Annotated in this window: 17 protein-coding genes; 1 reads left to right on the top strand and 16 read right to left on the bottom strand. The window is 66.1% G+C overall.

What is annotated here, in order from left to right; all coding sequences use genetic code 11:
* The 8 genes from IOC61_RS09385 to IOC61_RS09350 all read right to left on the bottom strand — a co-directional run.
* On the bottom strand, positions 1-379 hold a 379-nt coding region (locus IOC61_RS09385), incomplete at its 3' end, for an aldehyde dehydrogenase family protein (RefSeq protein ID WP_195688564.1).
* A gap of 137 nt (positions 380-516) precedes the next feature.
* The gene (locus tag IOC61_RS09380; RefSeq protein ID WP_195688563.1) at positions 517-2,691 is read right to left on the bottom strand and encodes an ATP-binding protein; all 2,175 of its coding nucleotides are present in this window, start codon (positions 2,689-2,691) and stop codon (positions 517-519) included.
* 42 nt (positions 2,692-2,733) lie between these two features.
* Positions 2,734-3,240 carry an oxidoreductase gene (locus IOC61_RS09375; protein WP_195688562.1) on the bottom strand — a complete coding sequence of 169 codons (507 nt, stop codon included), beginning with the start codon at positions 3,238-3,240 and terminating at the stop codon, positions 2,734-2,736.
* Between the two features lie 128 nt (positions 3,241-3,368).
* Positions 3,369-4,196 carry a DUF2189 domain-containing protein gene (locus IOC61_RS09370; RefSeq protein WP_195688561.1) on the bottom strand — a complete coding sequence of 276 codons (828 nt, stop codon included), beginning with the start codon at positions 4,194-4,196 and terminating at the stop codon, positions 3,369-3,371.
* Positions 4,197-4,455: 259 nt separating this feature from the next.
* The gene (locus tag IOC61_RS09365; protein ID WP_195688560.1) at positions 4,456-4,884 is read right to left on the bottom strand and encodes a universal stress protein; all 429 of its coding nucleotides are present in this window, start codon (positions 4,882-4,884) and stop codon (positions 4,456-4,458) included.
* 11 nt (positions 4,885-4,895) lie between these two features.
* A complete protein-coding gene (locus IOC61_RS09360) occupies positions 4,896-7,490 on the bottom strand; it encodes a TRAP transporter permease (RefSeq protein ID WP_195688559.1) in 2,595 nt (864 codons plus the stop codon).
* Between the two features lie 133 nt (positions 7,491-7,623).
* Positions 7,624-8,604 (bottom strand): TAXI family TRAP transporter solute-binding subunit, encoded by a 981-nt coding sequence (locus IOC61_RS09355; RefSeq protein WP_195688558.1) that lies wholly within the window; start codon positions 8,602-8,604, stop codon positions 7,624-7,626.
* Between the two features lie 236 nt (positions 8,605-8,840).
* Positions 8,841-9,080, bottom strand: coding sequence for a DUF2798 domain-containing protein (locus IOC61_RS09350; protein ID WP_195688557.1), 240 nt, complete (start codon positions 9,078-9,080; stop codon positions 8,841-8,843).
* Between the two features lie 96 nt (positions 9,081-9,176).
* On the opposite strand from IOC61_RS09350, the gene IOC61_RS09345 reads away from it, so the two are divergent.
* Entirely contained in the window at positions 9,177-9,701 is a 525-nt protein-coding gene (locus IOC61_RS09345; RefSeq protein ID WP_195688556.1) for a macro domain-containing protein, read from the top strand.
* Here IOC61_RS09345 and IOC61_RS09340 read toward each other — a convergent pair.
* The 8 genes from IOC61_RS09340 to IOC61_RS09305 form a co-directional block, all read right to left on the bottom strand.
* Positions 9,686-10,993, bottom strand: a complete 1,308-nt coding sequence (locus IOC61_RS09340) for a TRAP transporter large permease (protein ID WP_195688555.1) — start codon at positions 10,991-10,993, stop codon at positions 9,686-9,688. The genes IOC61_RS09345 and IOC61_RS09340 overlap by 16 nt on opposite strands.
* Complete coding sequence (locus IOC61_RS09335) at positions 10,983-11,462, bottom strand: TRAP transporter small permease (RefSeq protein WP_195688554.1); 480 nt, start codon at positions 11,460-11,462, stop codon at positions 10,983-10,985. Before IOC61_RS09335 ends, IOC61_RS09340 begins: the two co-directional genes overlap by 11 nt.
* Positions 11,463-11,528: 66 nt before the next feature.
* The gene (locus IOC61_RS09330) at positions 11,529-12,539 is read right to left on the bottom strand and encodes a DctP family TRAP transporter solute-binding subunit (protein WP_195688553.1); all 1,011 of its coding nucleotides are present in this window, start codon (positions 12,537-12,539) and stop codon (positions 11,529-11,531) included.
* Between the two features lie 164 nt (positions 12,540-12,703).
* Positions 12,704-13,198 carry a DUF192 domain-containing protein gene (locus IOC61_RS09325; RefSeq protein WP_195688552.1) on the bottom strand — a complete coding sequence of 165 codons (495 nt, stop codon included), beginning with the start codon at positions 13,196-13,198 and terminating at the stop codon, positions 12,704-12,706.
* A complete protein-coding gene (locus IOC61_RS09320) occupies positions 13,195-14,340 on the bottom strand; it encodes an ABC transporter ATP-binding protein (protein WP_324254710.1) in 1,146 nt (381 codons plus the stop codon). The genes IOC61_RS09325 and IOC61_RS09320 overlap by 4 nt, the downstream gene beginning before the upstream one ends.
* Positions 14,333-15,001, bottom strand: coding sequence for a molybdate ABC transporter permease subunit (gene modB, locus IOC61_RS09315; RefSeq protein WP_195688550.1), 669 nt, complete (start codon positions 14,999-15,001; stop codon positions 14,333-14,335). Before modB ends, IOC61_RS09320 begins: the two co-directional genes overlap by 8 nt.
* Entirely contained in the window at positions 15,001-15,834 is an 834-nt protein-coding gene (gene modA, locus IOC61_RS09310; RefSeq protein ID WP_195688549.1) for a molybdate ABC transporter substrate-binding protein, read from the bottom strand. The genes modB and modA overlap by 1 nt, the downstream gene beginning before the upstream one ends.
* 213 nt (positions 15,835-16,047) lie before the next feature.
* Positions 16,048-16,779 carry a GntR family transcriptional regulator gene (locus IOC61_RS09305; protein WP_195688548.1) on the bottom strand — a complete coding sequence of 244 codons (732 nt, stop codon included), beginning with the start codon at positions 16,777-16,779 and terminating at the stop codon, positions 16,048-16,050.
* Between the last annotated feature and the right edge of the window lie 155 nt (positions 16,780-16,934).

Below are 16,934 nucleotides of genomic sequence, written 5' to 3'. Positions count from 1 at the left end.
AGCGGAAGTGATCGACGGCCAGCGGCAGGTCGGCGTTGAGGGTCTCGCGGACCGCCTTGCCGTTGTCCCAGGTCTCGGCGACCGCCAGCATCTCGATATTCTGCTCGATGCGATCGGCGATCCTGAGCAGTACATTGGAACGCTCCGCGGCCGAGGTCTTGCCCCAGGCAGGGGCCGCGGCATGCGCCGCATCCAGCGCCTTGTCGATATCCTCGGCGCCGGAGCGGGGAATCTCGCAGAACACCTCGCCGTTGACCGGGCTGACGTTGTCGAAGTACTGCCCCTTGACCGGCGAAACGAACTCGCCCCCGATATAGTTGCCGTAGCGCGACTCGAAGGCGACGACCGCACCGGACTGGCCCGGGTTGGCATAGATCATGGCATGCTCCTGAGTATTGTCGTTGTACGGACACTGCCCTGCCATTCTTGGTCGTGACAGCATCCGACGACATACTCCGTTGGTCGAAGCCACTCTCCTTGACAGCCATTCCCCTGGGCTGACTCTTCCACTGAGCCTCAGGCCTGAGACGTTTCGGCCCAGTGATCCAGGGAGACCAGTGTGGTGGTGAGACAGGCTTGCAGCGCTTCGAGAACCGGGGGGATCGACGCCGGCTCTCCTTCGGCAGCCAGGCGTTCGATCCGCGCCGCAAACTCCGCTACCGTTACCGCCCCCAGGCTCGAGGACTCCCCCTTCAGCTGGTGCGCGGCATGGCGCAATCGGTCGGCATCACTCGACGCGAGCGCCGAGCTAACCTGAGCGAGATGCGCCCCGCTCTGGTCGCGGTAAAGCGCCACCAGCCGCGTAAGCCCCGATTTTCCGAGAGAGCCGAGCAGCGAGTTCAGGACCCGAGGATCCAGCACCGCCTGCTGGTTCATGGCCAGCGGCTCCCCCAGCTCTCCCTCGCCGCTCCCCAGGTGGCGCTTCAATACCTCCAGCAGGGGCTCCGGGAGCAGAGGCTTGGCAAGATAGCCACTCATCCCCGCGGCCAGACAGCTCGATGGCTCGCCTCCCGGGCCGCCGGCGGTCATCGCCACGATGGGCACCTCGGTCAGCCAGCCCTGGCGCCGGCGAAGGCGGCGGGTCACCTCCAGCCCATCAATATCCGGCATCTGCACGTCCATGAAGATCAGGTCAAACTGCCGTTGCCGGGTCAGGGTCAACGCCTCGCCTCCCGAGTCGGCCAGGCTTACCCGGCAGCCCAGCCGCTCGAGCATCGCACGGGCGACCCGCTGGTTGACGGGGTTATCCTCCACTACCAGTAACTCGGCCCCCGGCAGGTGCTTTCTCGATGGCTGCCTGCTCGCGCTGTGCCGCGCAGCGGCGTCCCGCACCGGCTCGGTGGCGGGCACCAGCGGCAGCAGGCACCAGAAGCGGCTACCGATCCCGGGCTCGCTCTGCATGTCGAGGCGCCCCCCCATGGCCTCGATCAGACGGCGCGAGATCGCCAGGCCCAGGCCGGTGCCACCGAAGCGTCGCGCGATGGAAGCATCGCCCTGCCGGAATGGCTCGAAGAGGTGCTCATGTTGCTCGACTGGGATGCCGCACCCCGAATCACGCACCTCGAGGCGCAGGGTATCGGCACCCTCTGGCGTCGCCTCGACAATGACCTCTCCCTCAGCGGTGAACTTCACGGCGTTGGACACCAGATTGAGCAACACCTGGCGCAGTCGCGCCGGATCCCCCATCACCCAGGCCGGCAGTTTTTCGGAGATTCGCGCCTCGAGCCCGACCCCGCGAGACTCGGCGCGCGCCATGAACACCGTCACCGCCCCCTCCACCAGCGTGGCAAGCGATAATGGCTGGCACTCCAGATCGAGATGTCCGGACTCGATCTTGGAGAAGTCCAGCAGTTCATTGATCAGCCCCAGCAGCAGGTTGGCGCTGTCATGAAGGGTGGCCGCATACTGACGGGGCCGCTCCGCAAGAGGCTCTTCCAGCAGCAGGTCGCTCATGCCGATGACACCGTTGAGGGGCGTGCGGATCTCATGACTCACCATGGCCAGGAACTCCGACTTGGCCTGGCTCGCCGACTCGGCACGCCGCACGGCCGCCTGGAGCTGGTGGCTGAGTATTTCCAGATCACGGCGGGCAGTGGCATTGTCGCGGGCCTCGCGGAACAACATGACCGCAACCAGCAGCGCGGAAAAGCTCATGGCCAGGATCAACAGCAACAGCAGGCCATGGAGTCGCTGCTGTTGACGACGCTGAAGGGTCGCATGCTCGGCCAGGTAGCCATTGACGGCAATCACCAGACGCTCGGTGCGGTTACCCAGTGTCTCCAGACGCTCCTCGAGACTCTGCCGGCTTTCGGTAGTGAGCACCTCGAGCTCGCCGATCATGCCGTCCAGCTCCTCGATCCGGCGCGCGATATCCTCGAGCAGTTCGACTACCGCGGGCGCCTTCGCCAACAGCTCGGCGACGCCCCCCTGACCCAGCATATGCATGCGGCTGTAGAACAGCTCGAAGCGCAGCCGAAAGCCCGCGAGGGTGGCATCGGGCTGTACCAGATAGCTGCGCATCTGGACGGTTTCACGATCGAGCTGATAGGCGTGCCAACCAGCCCCCTCGGCGACTCTGCCCAACAGACTATCCTGGCGCCAGGCGACCAGGCTTACCACGATCAGGGCGGCGGCAAACAGCACCAGGGCGCTGATCGCCCCTAGCCTCAGCCGCAGGGGCAGCTTCAGCACCCGCCACCCCCTGTCGAATGCGCCCAATCACCGCATATGAAATCAGCGCACATGTATGCTGGCCACATGCCATACTGACCGAAAGCGCACCGCTTCGGTATGCAACTCCGGATGATCACCGAAGGGATAGAGCACGAAGAGCGGGCCGAGCTCGCGTATCGGCATCGGCTCACCATCACGGCTCATGGCCAGAATCACGTCATAGTCATGCAGCTCCTGAACGGAAATCTCTGCCCGAAACTTGTTCAGGGCCTGCACGACGATACTATCGCCCTGCGCGCCCACCGCCGCGAGCACCTCGCGCATCAGAGGGCCCCGAAAGCAGCTGGTCTCACGATGCCAGGGGGTTCGGGTACAGTCCGTCAGTGGCGAGAGACTCTTCAACAGCTCGCGGTCGAAATGCGCCTGGCTGCCGGCATTGGTGTCGGCGATATTTCCGGTGACGGCCAGCAACACCTCGCCTTCCGGCGCAGGCAGCCCATCGCCGATAGCGGATGCGGGCAGGCTGGCCAGCAGGAAGATCAGGCAAATAGAGATCGTCTGGCGCATGACGGCCATCCCCTTAAGGCGAGTTTGGGGCGCCAGACTACGCGATCACGCCGGCATGGTCAGCTCGACGAAAGCCGGAGGCATGGGCGCCCCCGGCAGGATGCCTGATCGTAGGAGAGCAGCGTCGATCAGCCGTGGAGGTCGTGCTTCTCCTCCCGGGGCTTGATGACCACCAGCTCCTCGTAGGCATGCCAGCTGGCGAAGCCCAGCACCGGCAGGATAAGCGCCAGTCCAATATAGAAGGTCAACACCCCGACCAGCACACAGCCGGTGAGGATCGCCGCCCAGAGCAGCATCGGACGGAAGTTGCACGACACGGTACGCACGCTGGCCTCGATCCCCTCCATGAAGGTGAGGTCGCGATCCATCAAGGTGGGTATCGCCACCACGCTGATGGAGAAGGCGCCGAAGGCCAGAAATCCCCCCAGCACGGTACCGACGGCGATCATGCCGAGCCCCTGGGGAGTGGTCAGCAGCGCGGCATAGAGGTCCGTCGGGCTTGGCACCGCGTGGCCGAAGAAGATCGCGAACAGCAGGATGGCAATATTGAACCAGGCCAGCAGCACCAGCACCAGCATCACGCCCATCATCGCCAGCTGGCCGGCATGGGGACGCCAGGCGCCGAAGGCATCTCCAAGATGCGGGGCGCGATTGGCCTCCAGGGCACGACTGATGCCATAGGAGCCTACCGCCACCAGGGGGCCGATGAACATGAAGCCCGCCACCAGCGGTAGCAGCCAGTGCCACAGGCCCAGATAGATGGCGCCGACGGTCACGGCGATACTCAGCCCCACCCAGAACATGCCATAGGCGAGACTGACGGCGGCAGCCTGCCGAAAATCCTCGATGCCGGCGGCGAGCCAGGCCTTGGGGCGCCCCATGCCGACCGGCTGGATGGTGATCTTCACGCCGAGTCCTGCCGACGTGTCCCGTGATTTCGCAGTTTCCGCATTCATGAGTCACCTCTCTTCGCCGACGTGTGCCCGACCGGCTCGGGCGCTGCGTGGATGGCCTCGGAACACGACCGGGCCACCGAAACGCATTAACGAGGGGCCCCTCGTTAACTATGACTTAATCTAGTTGATCGGGATCAACTCTGCTGGATAATCCCGCCGGCCCCATTCCACGCTCAGGTCACAGCCCAAACGCAGAGGGCCTCGACACGGTGTCGAGGCCCTCTGCGAGGCCGAGTGATGCGGCAGGAGCCTGCCGTGCTTAACGCACGATCATTACCGACACCTTCGAGTGGTGCACCACATGCTCGGCATTGGGTCCCAGCACGTAATCGGCGAACTTGCGCTTGTTGTGGGAGGCCATCACGATCAGGTCCACCTCGAGCTTCTTCGCCGCCTTGACGATCGCCTCCCAGGGCGAGCCATCGACGATGACGCTCTGGACCGTGATATCGTCAGGCACGTGCTCGCGAATAAACTCGTGCTGCGCCTCGGTGATTGCCGCATGGGCCTTCTTGGCGAAATCCTTGGGAAAATAGGAGCCGACCAGCGGCATGCGGTAGTCCGGCAGCACCGTCACCACATGCAGCGACGCTCCAAAGCTGCGGCACAGCGCCACCGCCGTCGGTAGCGCCTTGGCCCAGGAGGCCTCCTCGTTGAGGTCCACCGTCAACATGATCTTCTGATACATGACACTCCCCCTCAGGCAGACGCCGCGGCGGCGTCACGACCACGCCGCCGACGCTGCATCATTACGATCAGACCGAAGACCAGGAAGGCCGGAATCCACATCAGCTCCTTGGTCCAGCGATCCACCGGCGCGAGCACCTGGATGATCTCCTGATCGAAGTCGAAGCCCAGGTCCGACGCCTGGCTGCCGAAGGCCACCATGTCGACCACGGCCCTGTCCTCTTCGATGATCAGCTCCAGGCCCAGGTTCTCCAGCCGCTCCTCGCCGGTCTCGCCACTCGGCACCGGCAGCTGCATATAGGTGGTCAACGGATCACCGAAGTCATCCTCGCCAAGGACCTGCAGCCGCAATGTGCTCTGCTCGCCGACGTTACCCAGCGCCTCGACGAACTGTGCGGGCGGAATCTCCTGATAGGGGTCATGGAGCTGATCCATCCAGAAGCCCGGCCGAAACAGGGTAAAGGCCACCAGCAGCAGCACGATGGACTCGTACCAGCGGTTACGGGCAATCATGAACCCCTGGGTGGCCGCGGCGAAGATCAGCATGGCGATCGTCGATACCACGAAGATCAGCACCCCCTGCAGGGCGGTGACATCGATCAGCAGCAGATCGGTATTGAAGATGAACAGGAACGGCAGCGCGGCGGTGCGCAGGCTGTAGTAGAAGGCCTGGAAGCCGGTACGTATCGGGTCACCGCCAGAGACCGCCGCCGCGGCAAAGGAGGCGAGTCCCACCGGCGGCGTCACATCCGCCATGATGCCGAAGTAGAACACGAACAGGTGAACGGCGATCAACGGCACCAGCAGGCCGTTCTGCTCACCCAGCTGAACGATTACCGGCGCCAGTAGCGCCGACACCACGATGTAGTTGGCCGTGGTGGGCAGCCCCATGCCGAGAATCAGGCTGAGCACCGCGGTGAAGATCAGGATCAGCATCAGGTTGCCCATGGAGAGGATCTCCACCACATCGGCAAGCACCAGGCCGACGCCGGTCTGGGACACCGCACCGACGATGATACCGGCGGTGGCGGTGGCGATGCCGATGCCGATCATGTTGCGGGCACCGGAGACCAGGCCGCCCCACAGATCCATAACCCCCTCACGCAGGTCCGCCGCCATGTCACTGCGACCACGGAAGATCGATGTGATGGGACGCTGGGTGAGGATGATGAAGACCATGAACACCGTGGCCCAGAAGGCCGACAGCCCCGGCGAGAGGCGCTCCACCATCAGACACCAGATCAGCACGATCACCGGCAGGATGAACTGCAGGCCGACCATCACCGTGGGGCGGGTCTGGGGCAGCTTGTAGATGGGCGCATCGGGATCATCGAGCTCCAGCTCGGGGTAGTGGGAGGCAACCTTGAGCAGCCCCACATAGATCACCGCCAGGCCGGCGGCCACCACCCAGGGAGTCGCACCACCCAGCACCGGCTTCAACCAGCCCAGGCCGTAGTAGACCACGAGAGCCGTGATCATCATCAGGAGCAGGCCACCGAGGAAGCCGATCGCCTTGCGCACCAGAGGCTTGGGCGGGTTGCTGCTCTCCAGGCCCTGAAGGCCGGCCTTGAGTGCCTCGAGATGAACGATATAGATCAACGCGATATAGGAGATCAGTGCCGGCAGGAAGGCGTGCTTGATCACCTCCACGTAGGAGATGCCCACATACTCGACCATCAGGAAGGCCGCGGCCCCCATGACCGGCGGCATGATCTGACCATTGACCGAGGAGGAGACCTCCACCGCACCGGCCTTCTCCGCCGAGAAGCCGACACGCTTCATCATCGGTACCGTGAAGGTGCCGGTGGTCACCACGTTGGCGATGGAGGAGCCGGAGATCAGGCCGGTCATGCCCGAGGCCACCACGGCGGCCTTGGCCGGGCCGCCCTTGTAGTGGCCCAGCAGCGAGAAGGCGACCTTGATGAAATAGTTGCCGGCGCCGGCCTTGTCGAGCAGCGCACCAAACAACACAAACAGGAACACGAAGCTGGTCGAGACCCCCAGCGCAATGCCGAAGACCCCCTGGGTCGTCAACCACTGATGGTTGACCAGACCGTAGAGACTGACCCCGCGGTGGGACAGAATGCCCGGCATGTAGGGCCCGGCCAGCGAGTAGATGATAAAGATCGAGGCGATGATCATCAGCGGCGGACCGAGCGCCCGTCGCGTGGCCTCGAGCAGCAGCAGGATACCCGCCACACCGATGATCACATCCTGCAGTATCGGCGCACCAGGACGCTGGGCCAGCTGTTCGTAGAACATGAACATGTAGGCACCACAGAAGGCCGCCGCCGCCGCCAGGACCCAGTCCTGAACGGGGATACGATCACGGGGCGAACGCTTGAGCGCCGGGTAGGCCATATAGGCCAGGAAGAGCGCGAAGGCCAGGTGAATGGAGCGGGACTCGGTGGCATTGAAGACCCCGAAGCCCAGCATGAACGGCAGCGGAGACGCGATCCACAGCTGGAAGAGCGACCAGGCGGCGGCAATGCTGACCAGCAGCTTGCCAGGCGTTCCGGACGGCTTGCGGGCCCCGGAATCGCTCGAGGCGACCATATCCTCGAGATCGACCTCTTGCCCCGCGGCCCTCTTGTTGTCCTCAGTCATAAGCGTGCCCTGCTCTGTAACGTTTCCCTGGGAGCGCCCGGGATGGCCTCCCACGGCATCTCAAACAGAATGCGCGGCCCCCTCGGGTGACCGCGCATTCTTCACCGAGGTGAAAACACCTCAGGCCGTTGTATCACTCGATCCAGCCCTGCTCACGATAGTAGCGTGCAGCCCCATCATGCAGCGGTGCGGAGAGGCCCGAAGAGACCATCTCTTCCGGCTTGAGATTCGCAAAGGCCGGATGCAGCTTCTTGAAGCGATCGAAGTTGTCGAAGATCGCCTTGACGGTCTGATAGACGATCTCCTCGTCGGTTTCGGCGGTGGTCACGAAGGTCGCCGCGACACCGAAGGTCTCGACCTCCTCGTCGTTGCCCTTGTAGAGGCCGCCGGGGATGGTCGACATGGAGTAGTAGGGGTACTCGTCGACGATCCCCTGGATCGCTTCATCGTTGAGCGGGATCAGTCGGGAGTCGACGGTGGTGGTCGCTTCCTGGATGGAGCCGTTGGGGTGGCCCACCACATAGGCCATGGCGTCGATGTTGTTGTCGGCCAGGGCCGAGGCCATCTCGGCGGCGTCGAGCTGAGAGGCCAGCGAGAAGGTGTCCTCGGTCCAGCCCTTGGCCTCCATCACCACTTCCATGGTGTTGCGCTGGCCGGAGCCCGGGTTGCCGATATTGACACGCTTGCCCTCCAGGTCATCGAGGGTCTCGATGCCGGAGTCGGCCCGCGCCAGAATGGTCAGGGGCTCGCCGTGGGCACGGAATACCGCGCGCAGGTCTTCAAAGGCCTCGCCTTCGAAGTTGCCGGTACCGTTGTAGGCCTGGTACTGGACATCGGACTGCACCACACCCATATCGAGCTGACCGGACTTGATGCCGTTGACGTTGGCCACCGAGCCACCGGTGGAGGGCGCGTTGCACTTGATGTTGGCGTCGTCCAGACGGTTCACCAGGCGGCAGACGGACTGGCCGACCACATAGTAGACGCCGGTCTGGCCACCGGTACCGATGGTGATGAACTTCTCTTCGTCCTGGGCCATGGCCGGCGAGGCGAACATCGCGGCCCCCAGGATCGCGCCGGAGAAGGCAGCAGCAGAGAATGCATGGCGTTTCATGAACACACCTCTTTGACGTTGTCGGCAAGAGAGCGGAGCGTCGTGACCGCAGTGGCCCCGAATCTACCACCCTCCTCTACTTTAGCGAAAAAATCATTCCGGGGATAATGACCGGAGGCAAGGCCGCCGGATCATGGCCGGCGGGGCATTCATCCATCAGTCTAGTCTTGCCGAGCGTTTATGAAGCGTTAATCTTATGCTGCAACACAGCATTAGCGGCCGCATGGGGCGGTCGGTTACCGATGCGAAGGCTTGCGGACGAGCCTGGCGACGACGCGCTGTAGCCGCGGCGCTCCCACCAGGGTCAGTACGAGGGCGATCGGCCAGGCAATATAGAGCGCCTGCCACCAGCGACCGAGGAAACCTTCTCCCAGGCCGGTGTTGGCCCAGGTGATCACGAAGGTCATCAGGGTCACCATATAGAGCGACATCAGCACGGCAAACACGTACGGCGCGAAGCGTGGCGGGAACAACATCGAAACTCCTGATAGCCTGACAGGGTAGGAATGGCGTGCATTCTACGCCACCCGGCCCTCGGGCGCGCCCGAGGGCCGCATATCTCAGGAGACACCATGATCGAGTGCATCCAGGGGGATATCGCCCATCAACCCGATATCGAGGCGGTGGCCAATGCCGCCAACGCCCAGCTGCGCCCCGGCGGCGGCGTGGCCGGGGCCCTGCATCGCGCCGCCGGTCCCGAGCTCGACCGCGCCTGCCGGCCGCTGGCGCCGATCCGCCCGGGGGAGGCGGTGATCACCGAGGCCTTCGCCCTGCCCAATCGCCATGTCATTCACTGCCTGGGGCCGGTCTACGGCGTCGACGAGCCCGCCGAGGCGCTGCTCGCCGACTGCTACCGAAACGCCCTGGCGCTGGCCGAACGCGAGGACCTGGGCTCCATCGCCTTCCCGGCACTCTCCGCCGGCGCCTTCGGCTATCCGCTGGAAGAGGCGGCTCGGGTAGCGCTCGAGACGGTGATCGCCACCCTGCCCGACTGCCCGCATATCGAGCGGGTGCGCTTCGTGCTCTTCGATGCCGAGAGTACCACCTGCTTCCAGCGTCTGCTCGATACGCTTCAGGGCAATCAGCCGACGTTGTAGCCCAGGGTCCTCGGCAACCACAGCGCGATCTCCGGGAACACGGCAACAAGCGCCAGGGCGGCGGCCATCGCCACCACGAACAGCAGGGCCCAGCCCACGGTCTGTTCGAGGCGAATCCTGGCCACCTCGGTGGTCACCATCAGATTGACCGCCACCGGCGGGGTGAACTGGCCGATGGCGATATTCATCGCCAGCAGGATGCCGAACCACACCGGGTTCCAGCCGAAGTGCTGCATCACCGGGATCAGGATCGGCATCATGATCAGGTAGATGGAGATGGCGTCGAGCAGCATGCCGGCGGCCAGCACCGCCAGCATGATCAGCACCAGCAGCACGACACCATTGTCGGAGAGCGAGATGATCCACTCCGCCAGATGGCGGAAGGTACCGAGCATGGTGCCGGCCCAGGCGAAGATGCCGGCAAGCGCGATGATCAGCATCACCACCCCCGAGATCACCGCCGCCTCGCCGAACAGCGACCAGAGATCACGCAGGCTGAGCTCGCGGGTCACGAAGAGCCCCACCAGCACCCCATAGGCCACAGCCACCACCGCCGCCTCGGTGGGGGTGAAGAGCCCCGAGCGCAGCCCGCCGAGGATCAGCACCGGCGCGAACAGTGCCGGCAACGCCTGCCTGAAGGTCTCCCCCACCCGCAGTTGTTCGGCGCCCGCTACCGGTGCACCGCCCTCCCAACCATGGCGACGTGAGACCAGCAGAGCCGGGACCAGCAGCGCCAGGCCGGCGAGTACACCGGGGAAGAGCCCGGCGGCGAACAGTGCCCGCAGATCGACTCCCGGCACCACGATGGAGTAGAGGATCAGCGCTACCGAAGGGGGGATCAGGATCGCCGTGGAGGCCGAGGCGGCGATCAGGGTGGCCGAGAACGGCTTCGGGTAGCCCGCCCGGGTCATGCTCGGCAGCATCACCATGGCCACCGCGGCGGCATCCGCCGGCCCCGACCCGCTCATGCCACCCATGATCATGCACACCAGCACCGCCACCAGCGCCAGCCCGCCGTGACGCGGGCCGATCAGCGCCTGGGCAAAGCGCACCAGGCGCAGCGCCACCCCGGAGCGCTCGAAGATCAGCCCGGTGAGGATAAACAGCGGAATGGCAATCAGCGGATACTTGGCGATGCTGTTGTAGGTATTGGTGCCAAGGGTGGCGAGCATCGCCGGCGACAACCCCGTCAGGATCCCCGCGGCACCCGCCAGCCCCAGGGAGAAGGCCACCGGGACACCGGCGATCAGCAGCCCGGCGAAGGCCAGCAGCATCCAGAGATCAGGACTCATCGTCGAGCCCTCCGCGCAGCCGGTCCCGGGTCTGCTGCAGCTGACGCACCAGCATCACCGCCGCCAGCAGCGGCAGCCAGACGATATACCACCACTGGGGCAGACCAAGCCCGGGCGAGAGGGTCTCCCAGCGGTACTCCTGCCAGGCCAGCCTGGCGCCGAACCAGGCGATCAGTCCCAGCACCGCCACCCCGCAAAGCCCCTGGAAGAGCACTAGGAACCGGCGTGCACCCGCCGGCAGGGCACGCTCCAGCATGCCGATACGGATATGACCGTTACGCCGCAGCGCCACGGCGGCGCCGGCGAAGGTCAGCACCACCAGCAGGAATACCGAGAGCTCTTCGGTAAAGGCCAGCGAGCCACCGGTGATATAACGAGTCACCACGTTGCCGAGACTGATCAGCGCGATGATCACCAGGGCCAGGCTGGCCAGCCAGCGCTCCAGCCTGGCATCCGGGGAAGGCGTCATGGGTTACCTCACAAGGCAGCGGCCGGCCTCGAGGGCCGGCCGGTCAAGGGGAAGGAAGAGCGGGAATCAGCGTGACTCGATGTCGGCACGGGCGGCCTCGACGATCTCCTCGCCGATCTTCGGTACCCACTCATCGTGAACGCTGGCGGTGGCCTCGACGAAGGCCTGGTACTGGGCGTCCGAGAGCTCCGTTACGGTAACGCCACGCTCCTGGATGGCGGCCAGGCGCTCGCCCTCCTCCTCGCGGGTCATGGACGTCTCCCACTCGCCCGCCTCCACCGCGGCCTCACGCAGGATCGCCTGGTCGCTCTCGTCCAGCGACTCCCACACCCGGCGATTCACGGCGAAGATCAGCGGATCGTTCATGTAGTTCCACAGGGTCAGGTGCTCCTGTCCCACCTGGTCGATACGCGCCACGTCGAACACCGAGAGCGGATTCTCCTGGCCATCCACCGCGCCGGTGGTCAGGGCCGGCTTGGCATCGGCCCAGCTCATCTGGGTGGGGTCGGCCCCCAGGGCGGTGAAGGTGTCCTGGAACAACGGCGAGCCCACCACGCGGATCTTCAGGCCCTCCAGATCCTGAGGCTCATCGATCGCGCCCTGGGAGTTGGAGAGCTGGCGGAAACCGTTCTCGCCCCAGCCCAGCGGGATAACATCCCGGGACTCGATGGCCGCAAAGATCTTCTCGCCCGCCTCGCCACCGGTCACGGCGTCCACCGCCGCCTCGTCGGGCAGGAAGAAGGGCAGCGAGAAGAGATTGAGCTCCGGCACCTGGGGGGACCAGTTGATGGTGGAGCCCACGGCGGCGTCGATCAGCCCGGAGCGCATGGCGGAGAATTCGCGAGTCTGGTCACCGTTGACCAGCTGGGAGTTGGGGTAGACGCGCATGGTGATGCGCCCCTCGGTGCGCTCCTCCACCAGCTCGGCCCACTTCTCGGCGGCCTGGCCCCAGGGAAAGGCATCGGAAAGCACGGTGGAGACGGCAATCTCGCGCGCCTGAACGGAGAGCGAGGCGGAGAGCACGGCGGCACCGGCCAGGGCGGCGGCCAGCTTGGCAAGCGGTCGATACGTTGTCATGGCGTGTCCTTGCAGCGACGCCTCGTCATCTGCGAGGCGCGGTTATGGTTATGAGTGGCACGATGTGCCGGCGCGGTGAGCCGGCGGCGGTGGACGAGCCCCTCCAGGGCCCGGTGCCACCTCGCGAAATATTCTAAGGCTCCCAGCGTTGAATATCAGCTCCGTCACTCCGGTTTGCAACGGGAGTCGTGACCCGGCCAGGCGACACAGTCCCCCACGCCGATCCCCAGCGCCTGGAAGGTACCCGCCCTGACCTCCAGCGCGGCTCGATAGGGCACTCCCGGCCGCGTCACCGGACAGTCGGCCGGCGCATCCGAACCACAGGGCACCATGGTGTGGGTCGAGACGATACGTCCCATCCCGTCGATAAAGGCGATATCCAGCGGAATCAGGGTGTTGTACATCCAGAAACCACTGCGGCCCGGCTGCTCGCCGGCATAGAGGAAGAGCATGCCGCCCTCCTCGGCGAGTCGCTCGCGTCCCATCAGGCCACGGCTGCGTTCGGCCGATGTCTGCGCCACCTCGGCATGGAACTCATGCTCCCCCGAGCCGGTGGCAATGGTGAGTGGCCAGCGCTTTGCGGGCACCTCGGCGGCGCTTGCCGAGAGGAGCGTAAAGGGAGCGACGGCGAGGATGGCGGCGATCAGGAAGCGTTTCATGGCAGACTCATGGCGTCATCGCCGGAGGCGCAAGCCTCCGGCATCAGGTGGATGCCCGCGGCGAGCAGCGAGACCTGTACCGCCTCCCCGCGGGCCAGACCGTTACGACGGGCGGCATGGGTGGCGATCTCGAAGCCGAGGCGCCCGGGGGTGTGATCGAAGGCCAGGGTGACCGAGGTCATGCCGCCCAGCACGACCAGCTCCTCGACGCGAGCGCTCACCGGGTTCTCGCGCTCCCCCAGCGAGGGGCGCCCTCGGCGATGCAGCACCACATCCGAGGCCGGCAGATACCAGGCCATGCGGGTACCCGGCGCCAGCGACGCAAGCCCCTCGGCCACCTCCAGACGCCAGGGCCCCCAGGCCAGGCGACGCTCGTCGCCCTCCATCACCACCTCACCGCTGAAGACGTTGTGGCGATCGAGCAGCCGCGCCACCTGTGGGGATGAGGGCCGGCGGAAAAGCGACTGAGGAGGACCTGTCTGGAGGGTGTGCCCGGCATGCAGCACGCAGAGGCGGTCGGCCAATGCCGCCGCCTCGTCGAGGTCGTGGGTGACCAGCACGATGGGGATGGCGATCTCCTCGCGCAGCATCGCCAGTTCACGCTGCAGGCGCCGTCGCGTCACCTGATCCACCGCCGAGAAGGGCTCGTCGAGCAGCAGCACCCGCGGCTCGCGGGCCAGTGCCCTGGCCAGCGCCACTCGCTGCCGCTGGCCGCCGGAGAGCTCGGCGGGGTGGCGCCCGGCCAACCCCTCCAGGCGTACCCGGATCAACCACTCCTCGGCCCGGCGGCGGCGCTCGGCGGCCGGCAGATGGTGCAGTGCCACCATGACGTTGCCCAGCGCCGTGAGGTGCGGGAACAGCGCATAGTCCTGGAACACCAGCCCCAGGCGTCGGCGCTGGGGAGGGAGCGCGAGTCGCCTGTCGGCATCGAACCAGACCTCCTCGCCACAGGCGATACGCCCCCCTTGTGGGCGGTAGAGGCCGGCGATGCTGCGCAGCAGGGTGGTCTTGCCGCTGCCCGAGGGACCCACCAGGGCCAGCAGCTCACCGGCCGCGCAGCGAAAGTCCGCCGCCAGGGGGATGGGGCCCGACTGATGCAGGCTCACCTCGAGGGGGGCGGGGCTGGCAGCGACATCAGACACGGCGCCACCTCCGCCGCCCCGCGAGGCCATAGACCACACCGATGGTGACGAAGGAGACCAGCAGCAGCATCGCCGACATGGTGGCCGCCCCGCTCTCGTCGAAGGCCTGCACGCGATCGTAGATGGCGATGGCCAGGGTGCGCGTCTCGCCATCGATGGCCCCGCCCACCATCAGGATGACCCCGAACTCCCCCAGGGTATGGGCGAAGGTCAGCGCCATGGCCGAGACGATGCCCGGCCACACCAGGGGCAGCTCGATGCGCCACAGGGTATGCAGCGGCGACAGGCCGCTGCACCAGGCCGCCTCGCGCAGGTTGGCCGGTACCGCCTCGAAGGCACGCTGCACGGGCTGCACCGCGAAGGGCAGGTTGGCCACCAGGGAGGCGAGCAGGATGCCCTCGAAGGTGAAGTTGAGCCCCTCACCGAACAGCCGCACCCAGAGCCCGCCGAAGGGAGCCTCCAGCCCGAAGGCCTGCATCAGGTAGAACCCCAGCACCGTGGGCGGCATCACCAGTGGCAGGGCGATCAGGGCCTCACCCAGGGGCTTGGCGCGCGAACGACTGCCGGCCAGGGCGCGGCCCAGCCACAACCCTGCCGGCAACAGCAACAGTGCCGTGAGGGCAGCCAGATGCAACGAGACCGAGAGCGCCGTCCAGTCCATCAGCGGGGCTCATCCTCGGCAAGGCGGAAACCATCGCCGGGAGCGCGAAAACCATAGTCGGCGAGGATGGCACGCGCCTCCTCCCGCTGCAGCCAGGCGTAGAAGGCCCGCGCGGTATCACCGGCTCCCTTCACCAGCGCCATGCGCTGCACCAGGGGCTGGTGCCAGTCGGCCGGCACCATCACGAACTCGCTCTGGGCGGCCACCGGTGGCGCCAGCGCCTGGGACCAGGCCACCAGCCCGCCACGGGCATCCGCGGAGAGCGCGAAGCGGGTCGCCTGGGCGACGCTCTCCCCCAGCACCCGCAGCGGCGCACTGGGCTCCCATAACCCGGCTTGCACCAGGGCCTGGCGTGCCGCGACCCCATAGGGGGCATGCTCGGGGTTCGCCAGGGCGATACGCGATCGCCCCTCCCCGGCGGCATGCGCTGCCACCGCCTCCCGAACCGCCGTCAGCGGAGCCTCCTCACTGGGCAGCCGGCCCTGCTCCTCCTTTCTCTGCAGCCATACCAGTCGTCCTACCGCATAGACTTCCCCCGCATCCTCGAGGTGGCCGGCCTCGTGCAGCGCCAGCACATAGGCCTCATCGGCGGAGAGGAAGAGCTCGAAGGGCGCGCCCTGCTCGATCTGGCGACGGAAATTACCCGACGAGCCGAAGTTGATCCGCAAGGATTCTCCCGTCTCGGCCCGGAAGGCCTCGGCAAGATGGGGGAAGACCGCCTGCAGGGAGGAGGCAGCCGCCACGATGGGCGGCCGGGCCAGTGCCACCGTGGAGAACAGCAGCGTCAATCCCAGCAGCAGGGCGCGACACCCCGCTCGGGTAAGGGACCGCATGGCGTGACTCCGCAAGAGATGAATGGAGGTATTGTCCGACACCCCACCGGTGCCCTCAACCCGCCGGGGCGTTGCCATCGCGAGCGCCGCCGGGGACAGGTCTGCAGGGGGTCCGGAGACCATGGACGGCGGAGGTAGCGTACAGGGAAGTATTCAAAGCGCCCCCGAAAAGGCCTGTCGCCGGATTCAGGCGCAAGCGACTCCCGGTGCTGTTCAGCTCTTGGCGACGCCGGCGAAAATGCTATGCAGATCGGCCTGCTCCTCGCGGGGGCCGAGGTCGAGCAGGGCCTCGAGGCTCGTCAGATGCGCCTCGATGGCGTCTCTCGCCCCGCCGGCATCCCCCCGGTCAAGCGCCTCCAGCAGCCGGAAGTGATCTCCCTCCAGGTAGCAGGAACCGAGCGAGGGTCGCTTGTAGAGGGCGATGACGATGGAGGTCCGCAACACCAGGTCGGTGAGCATGGCACCCAGCACACGATTGGGCGAGCGTGCGGCCAGTCGATGATGAATGGCCAGGGAGTGGGCGATGCGAGCCGGCTCGTCGCCACGCCCATGGGCCTCGACCTCTGCCCGTGCCTCGCTCTCGAGGGCAGCCAGCAGCTCGGGGTCGAGGCCCCGTGCCGCCAGCAGTGCGGCCACCTCGCCCTCCACCAGGCGGCGGGCGGAGAAGGTCTCGCGGGTCTCCTCCACGCTGGGGGCTCGCACCCGGGCGACCTGATTGGGGCGCTGGTCGATGACGTGGTCGGCGGCCAGGCGCGTCAGCGCCCGACGCACGATGGAGCGGCTGACACCGAACACTTCGCCCAGTGCCACCTCCGGCAGACGCGTGCCGGGCGCCAGGCGCTGGCTCAGCACCGCCTGGCGCACCTGCTCGACGATATGGCGATCGCCGACACGCTCCCCCCCGCGCACGGCGGCTTCGACCTCTTCCCTCCAGGACTGGCTCATGGGCGTCTCGCTGGTAATGATCCTGGCAGAACCTTCTCACTTTTCGAGCCTGATCACCACACCCGCCAGCGGTTCTGTATACAAAACCCTTCCGCGTTGCGCCCTTGTTACCCCCTCGCCATTACCCCTTGTGTAGATGGCTGGCGTTGACGTCG

The organism is Halomonas sp. KAO, assembly GCF_015595025.1.
In the GTDB taxonomy this organism is placed as follows: Bacteria; Pseudomonadota; Gammaproteobacteria; order Pseudomonadales; family Halomonadaceae; genus Halomonas.
Note: the sequence above shows the minus strand (reverse complement) of the source record. Positions and strands in the feature narration are given on the sequence as shown.

What these genes read in the sequence shown, in the direction of transcription:
- IOC61_RS09375 (WP_195688562.1), bottom strand. Translation starts at nt 3,240, where the DNA reads ATGCGCCAGACGATCTCTATTTGCCTGATCTTCCTGCTGGCCAGCCTG.
- IOC61_RS09370 (WP_195688561.1), bottom strand. Translation starts at nt 4,196, where the DNA reads ATGAATGCGGAAACTGCGAAATCACGGGACACGTCGGCAGGACTCGGC.
- IOC61_RS09365 (WP_195688560.1), bottom strand. Translation starts at nt 4,884, where the DNA reads ATGTATCAGAAGATCATGTTGACGGTGGACCTCAACGAGGAGGCCTCC.
- IOC61_RS09360 (WP_195688559.1), bottom strand. Translation starts at nt 7,490, where the DNA reads ATGACTGAGGACAACAAGAGGGCCGCGGGGCAAGAGGTCGATCTCGAG.
- IOC61_RS09355 (WP_195688558.1), bottom strand. Translation starts at nt 8,604, where the DNA reads ATGAAACGCCATGCATTCTCTGCTGCTGCCTTCTCCGGCGCGATCCTG.
- IOC61_RS09350 (WP_195688557.1), bottom strand. Translation starts at nt 9,080, where the DNA reads ATGTTGTTCCCGCCACGCTTCGCGCCGTACGTGTTTGCCGTGCTGATG.
- IOC61_RS09345 (WP_195688556.1), top strand. Translation starts at nt 9,177, where the DNA reads ATGATCGAGTGCATCCAGGGGGATATCGCCCATCAACCCGATATCGAG.
- IOC61_RS09340 (WP_195688555.1), bottom strand. Translation starts at nt 10,993, where the DNA reads ATGAGTCCTGATCTCTGGATGCTGCTGGCCTTCGCCGGGCTGCTGATC.
- IOC61_RS09335 (WP_195688554.1), bottom strand. Translation starts at nt 11,462, where the DNA reads ATGACGCCTTCCCCGGATGCCAGGCTGGAGCGCTGGCTGGCCAGCCTG.
- IOC61_RS09330 (WP_195688553.1), bottom strand. Translation starts at nt 12,539, where the DNA reads ATGACAACGTATCGACCGCTTGCCAAGCTGGCCGCCGCCCTGGCCGGT.
- IOC61_RS09325 (WP_195688552.1), bottom strand. Translation starts at nt 13,198, where the DNA reads ATGAAACGCTTCCTGATCGCCGCCATCCTCGCCGTCGCTCCCTTTACG.
- modB (WP_195688550.1), bottom strand. Translation starts at nt 15,001, where the DNA reads ATGGACTGGACGGCGCTCTCGGTCTCGTTGCATCTGGCTGCCCTCACG.
- modA (WP_195688549.1), bottom strand. Translation starts at nt 15,834, where the DNA reads ATGCGGTCCCTTACCCGAGCGGGGTGTCGCGCCCTGCTGCTGGGATTG.
- IOC61_RS09305 (WP_195688548.1), bottom strand. Translation starts at nt 16,779, where the DNA reads ATGAGCCAGTCCTGGAGGGAAGAGGTCGAAGCCGCCGTGCGCGGGGGG.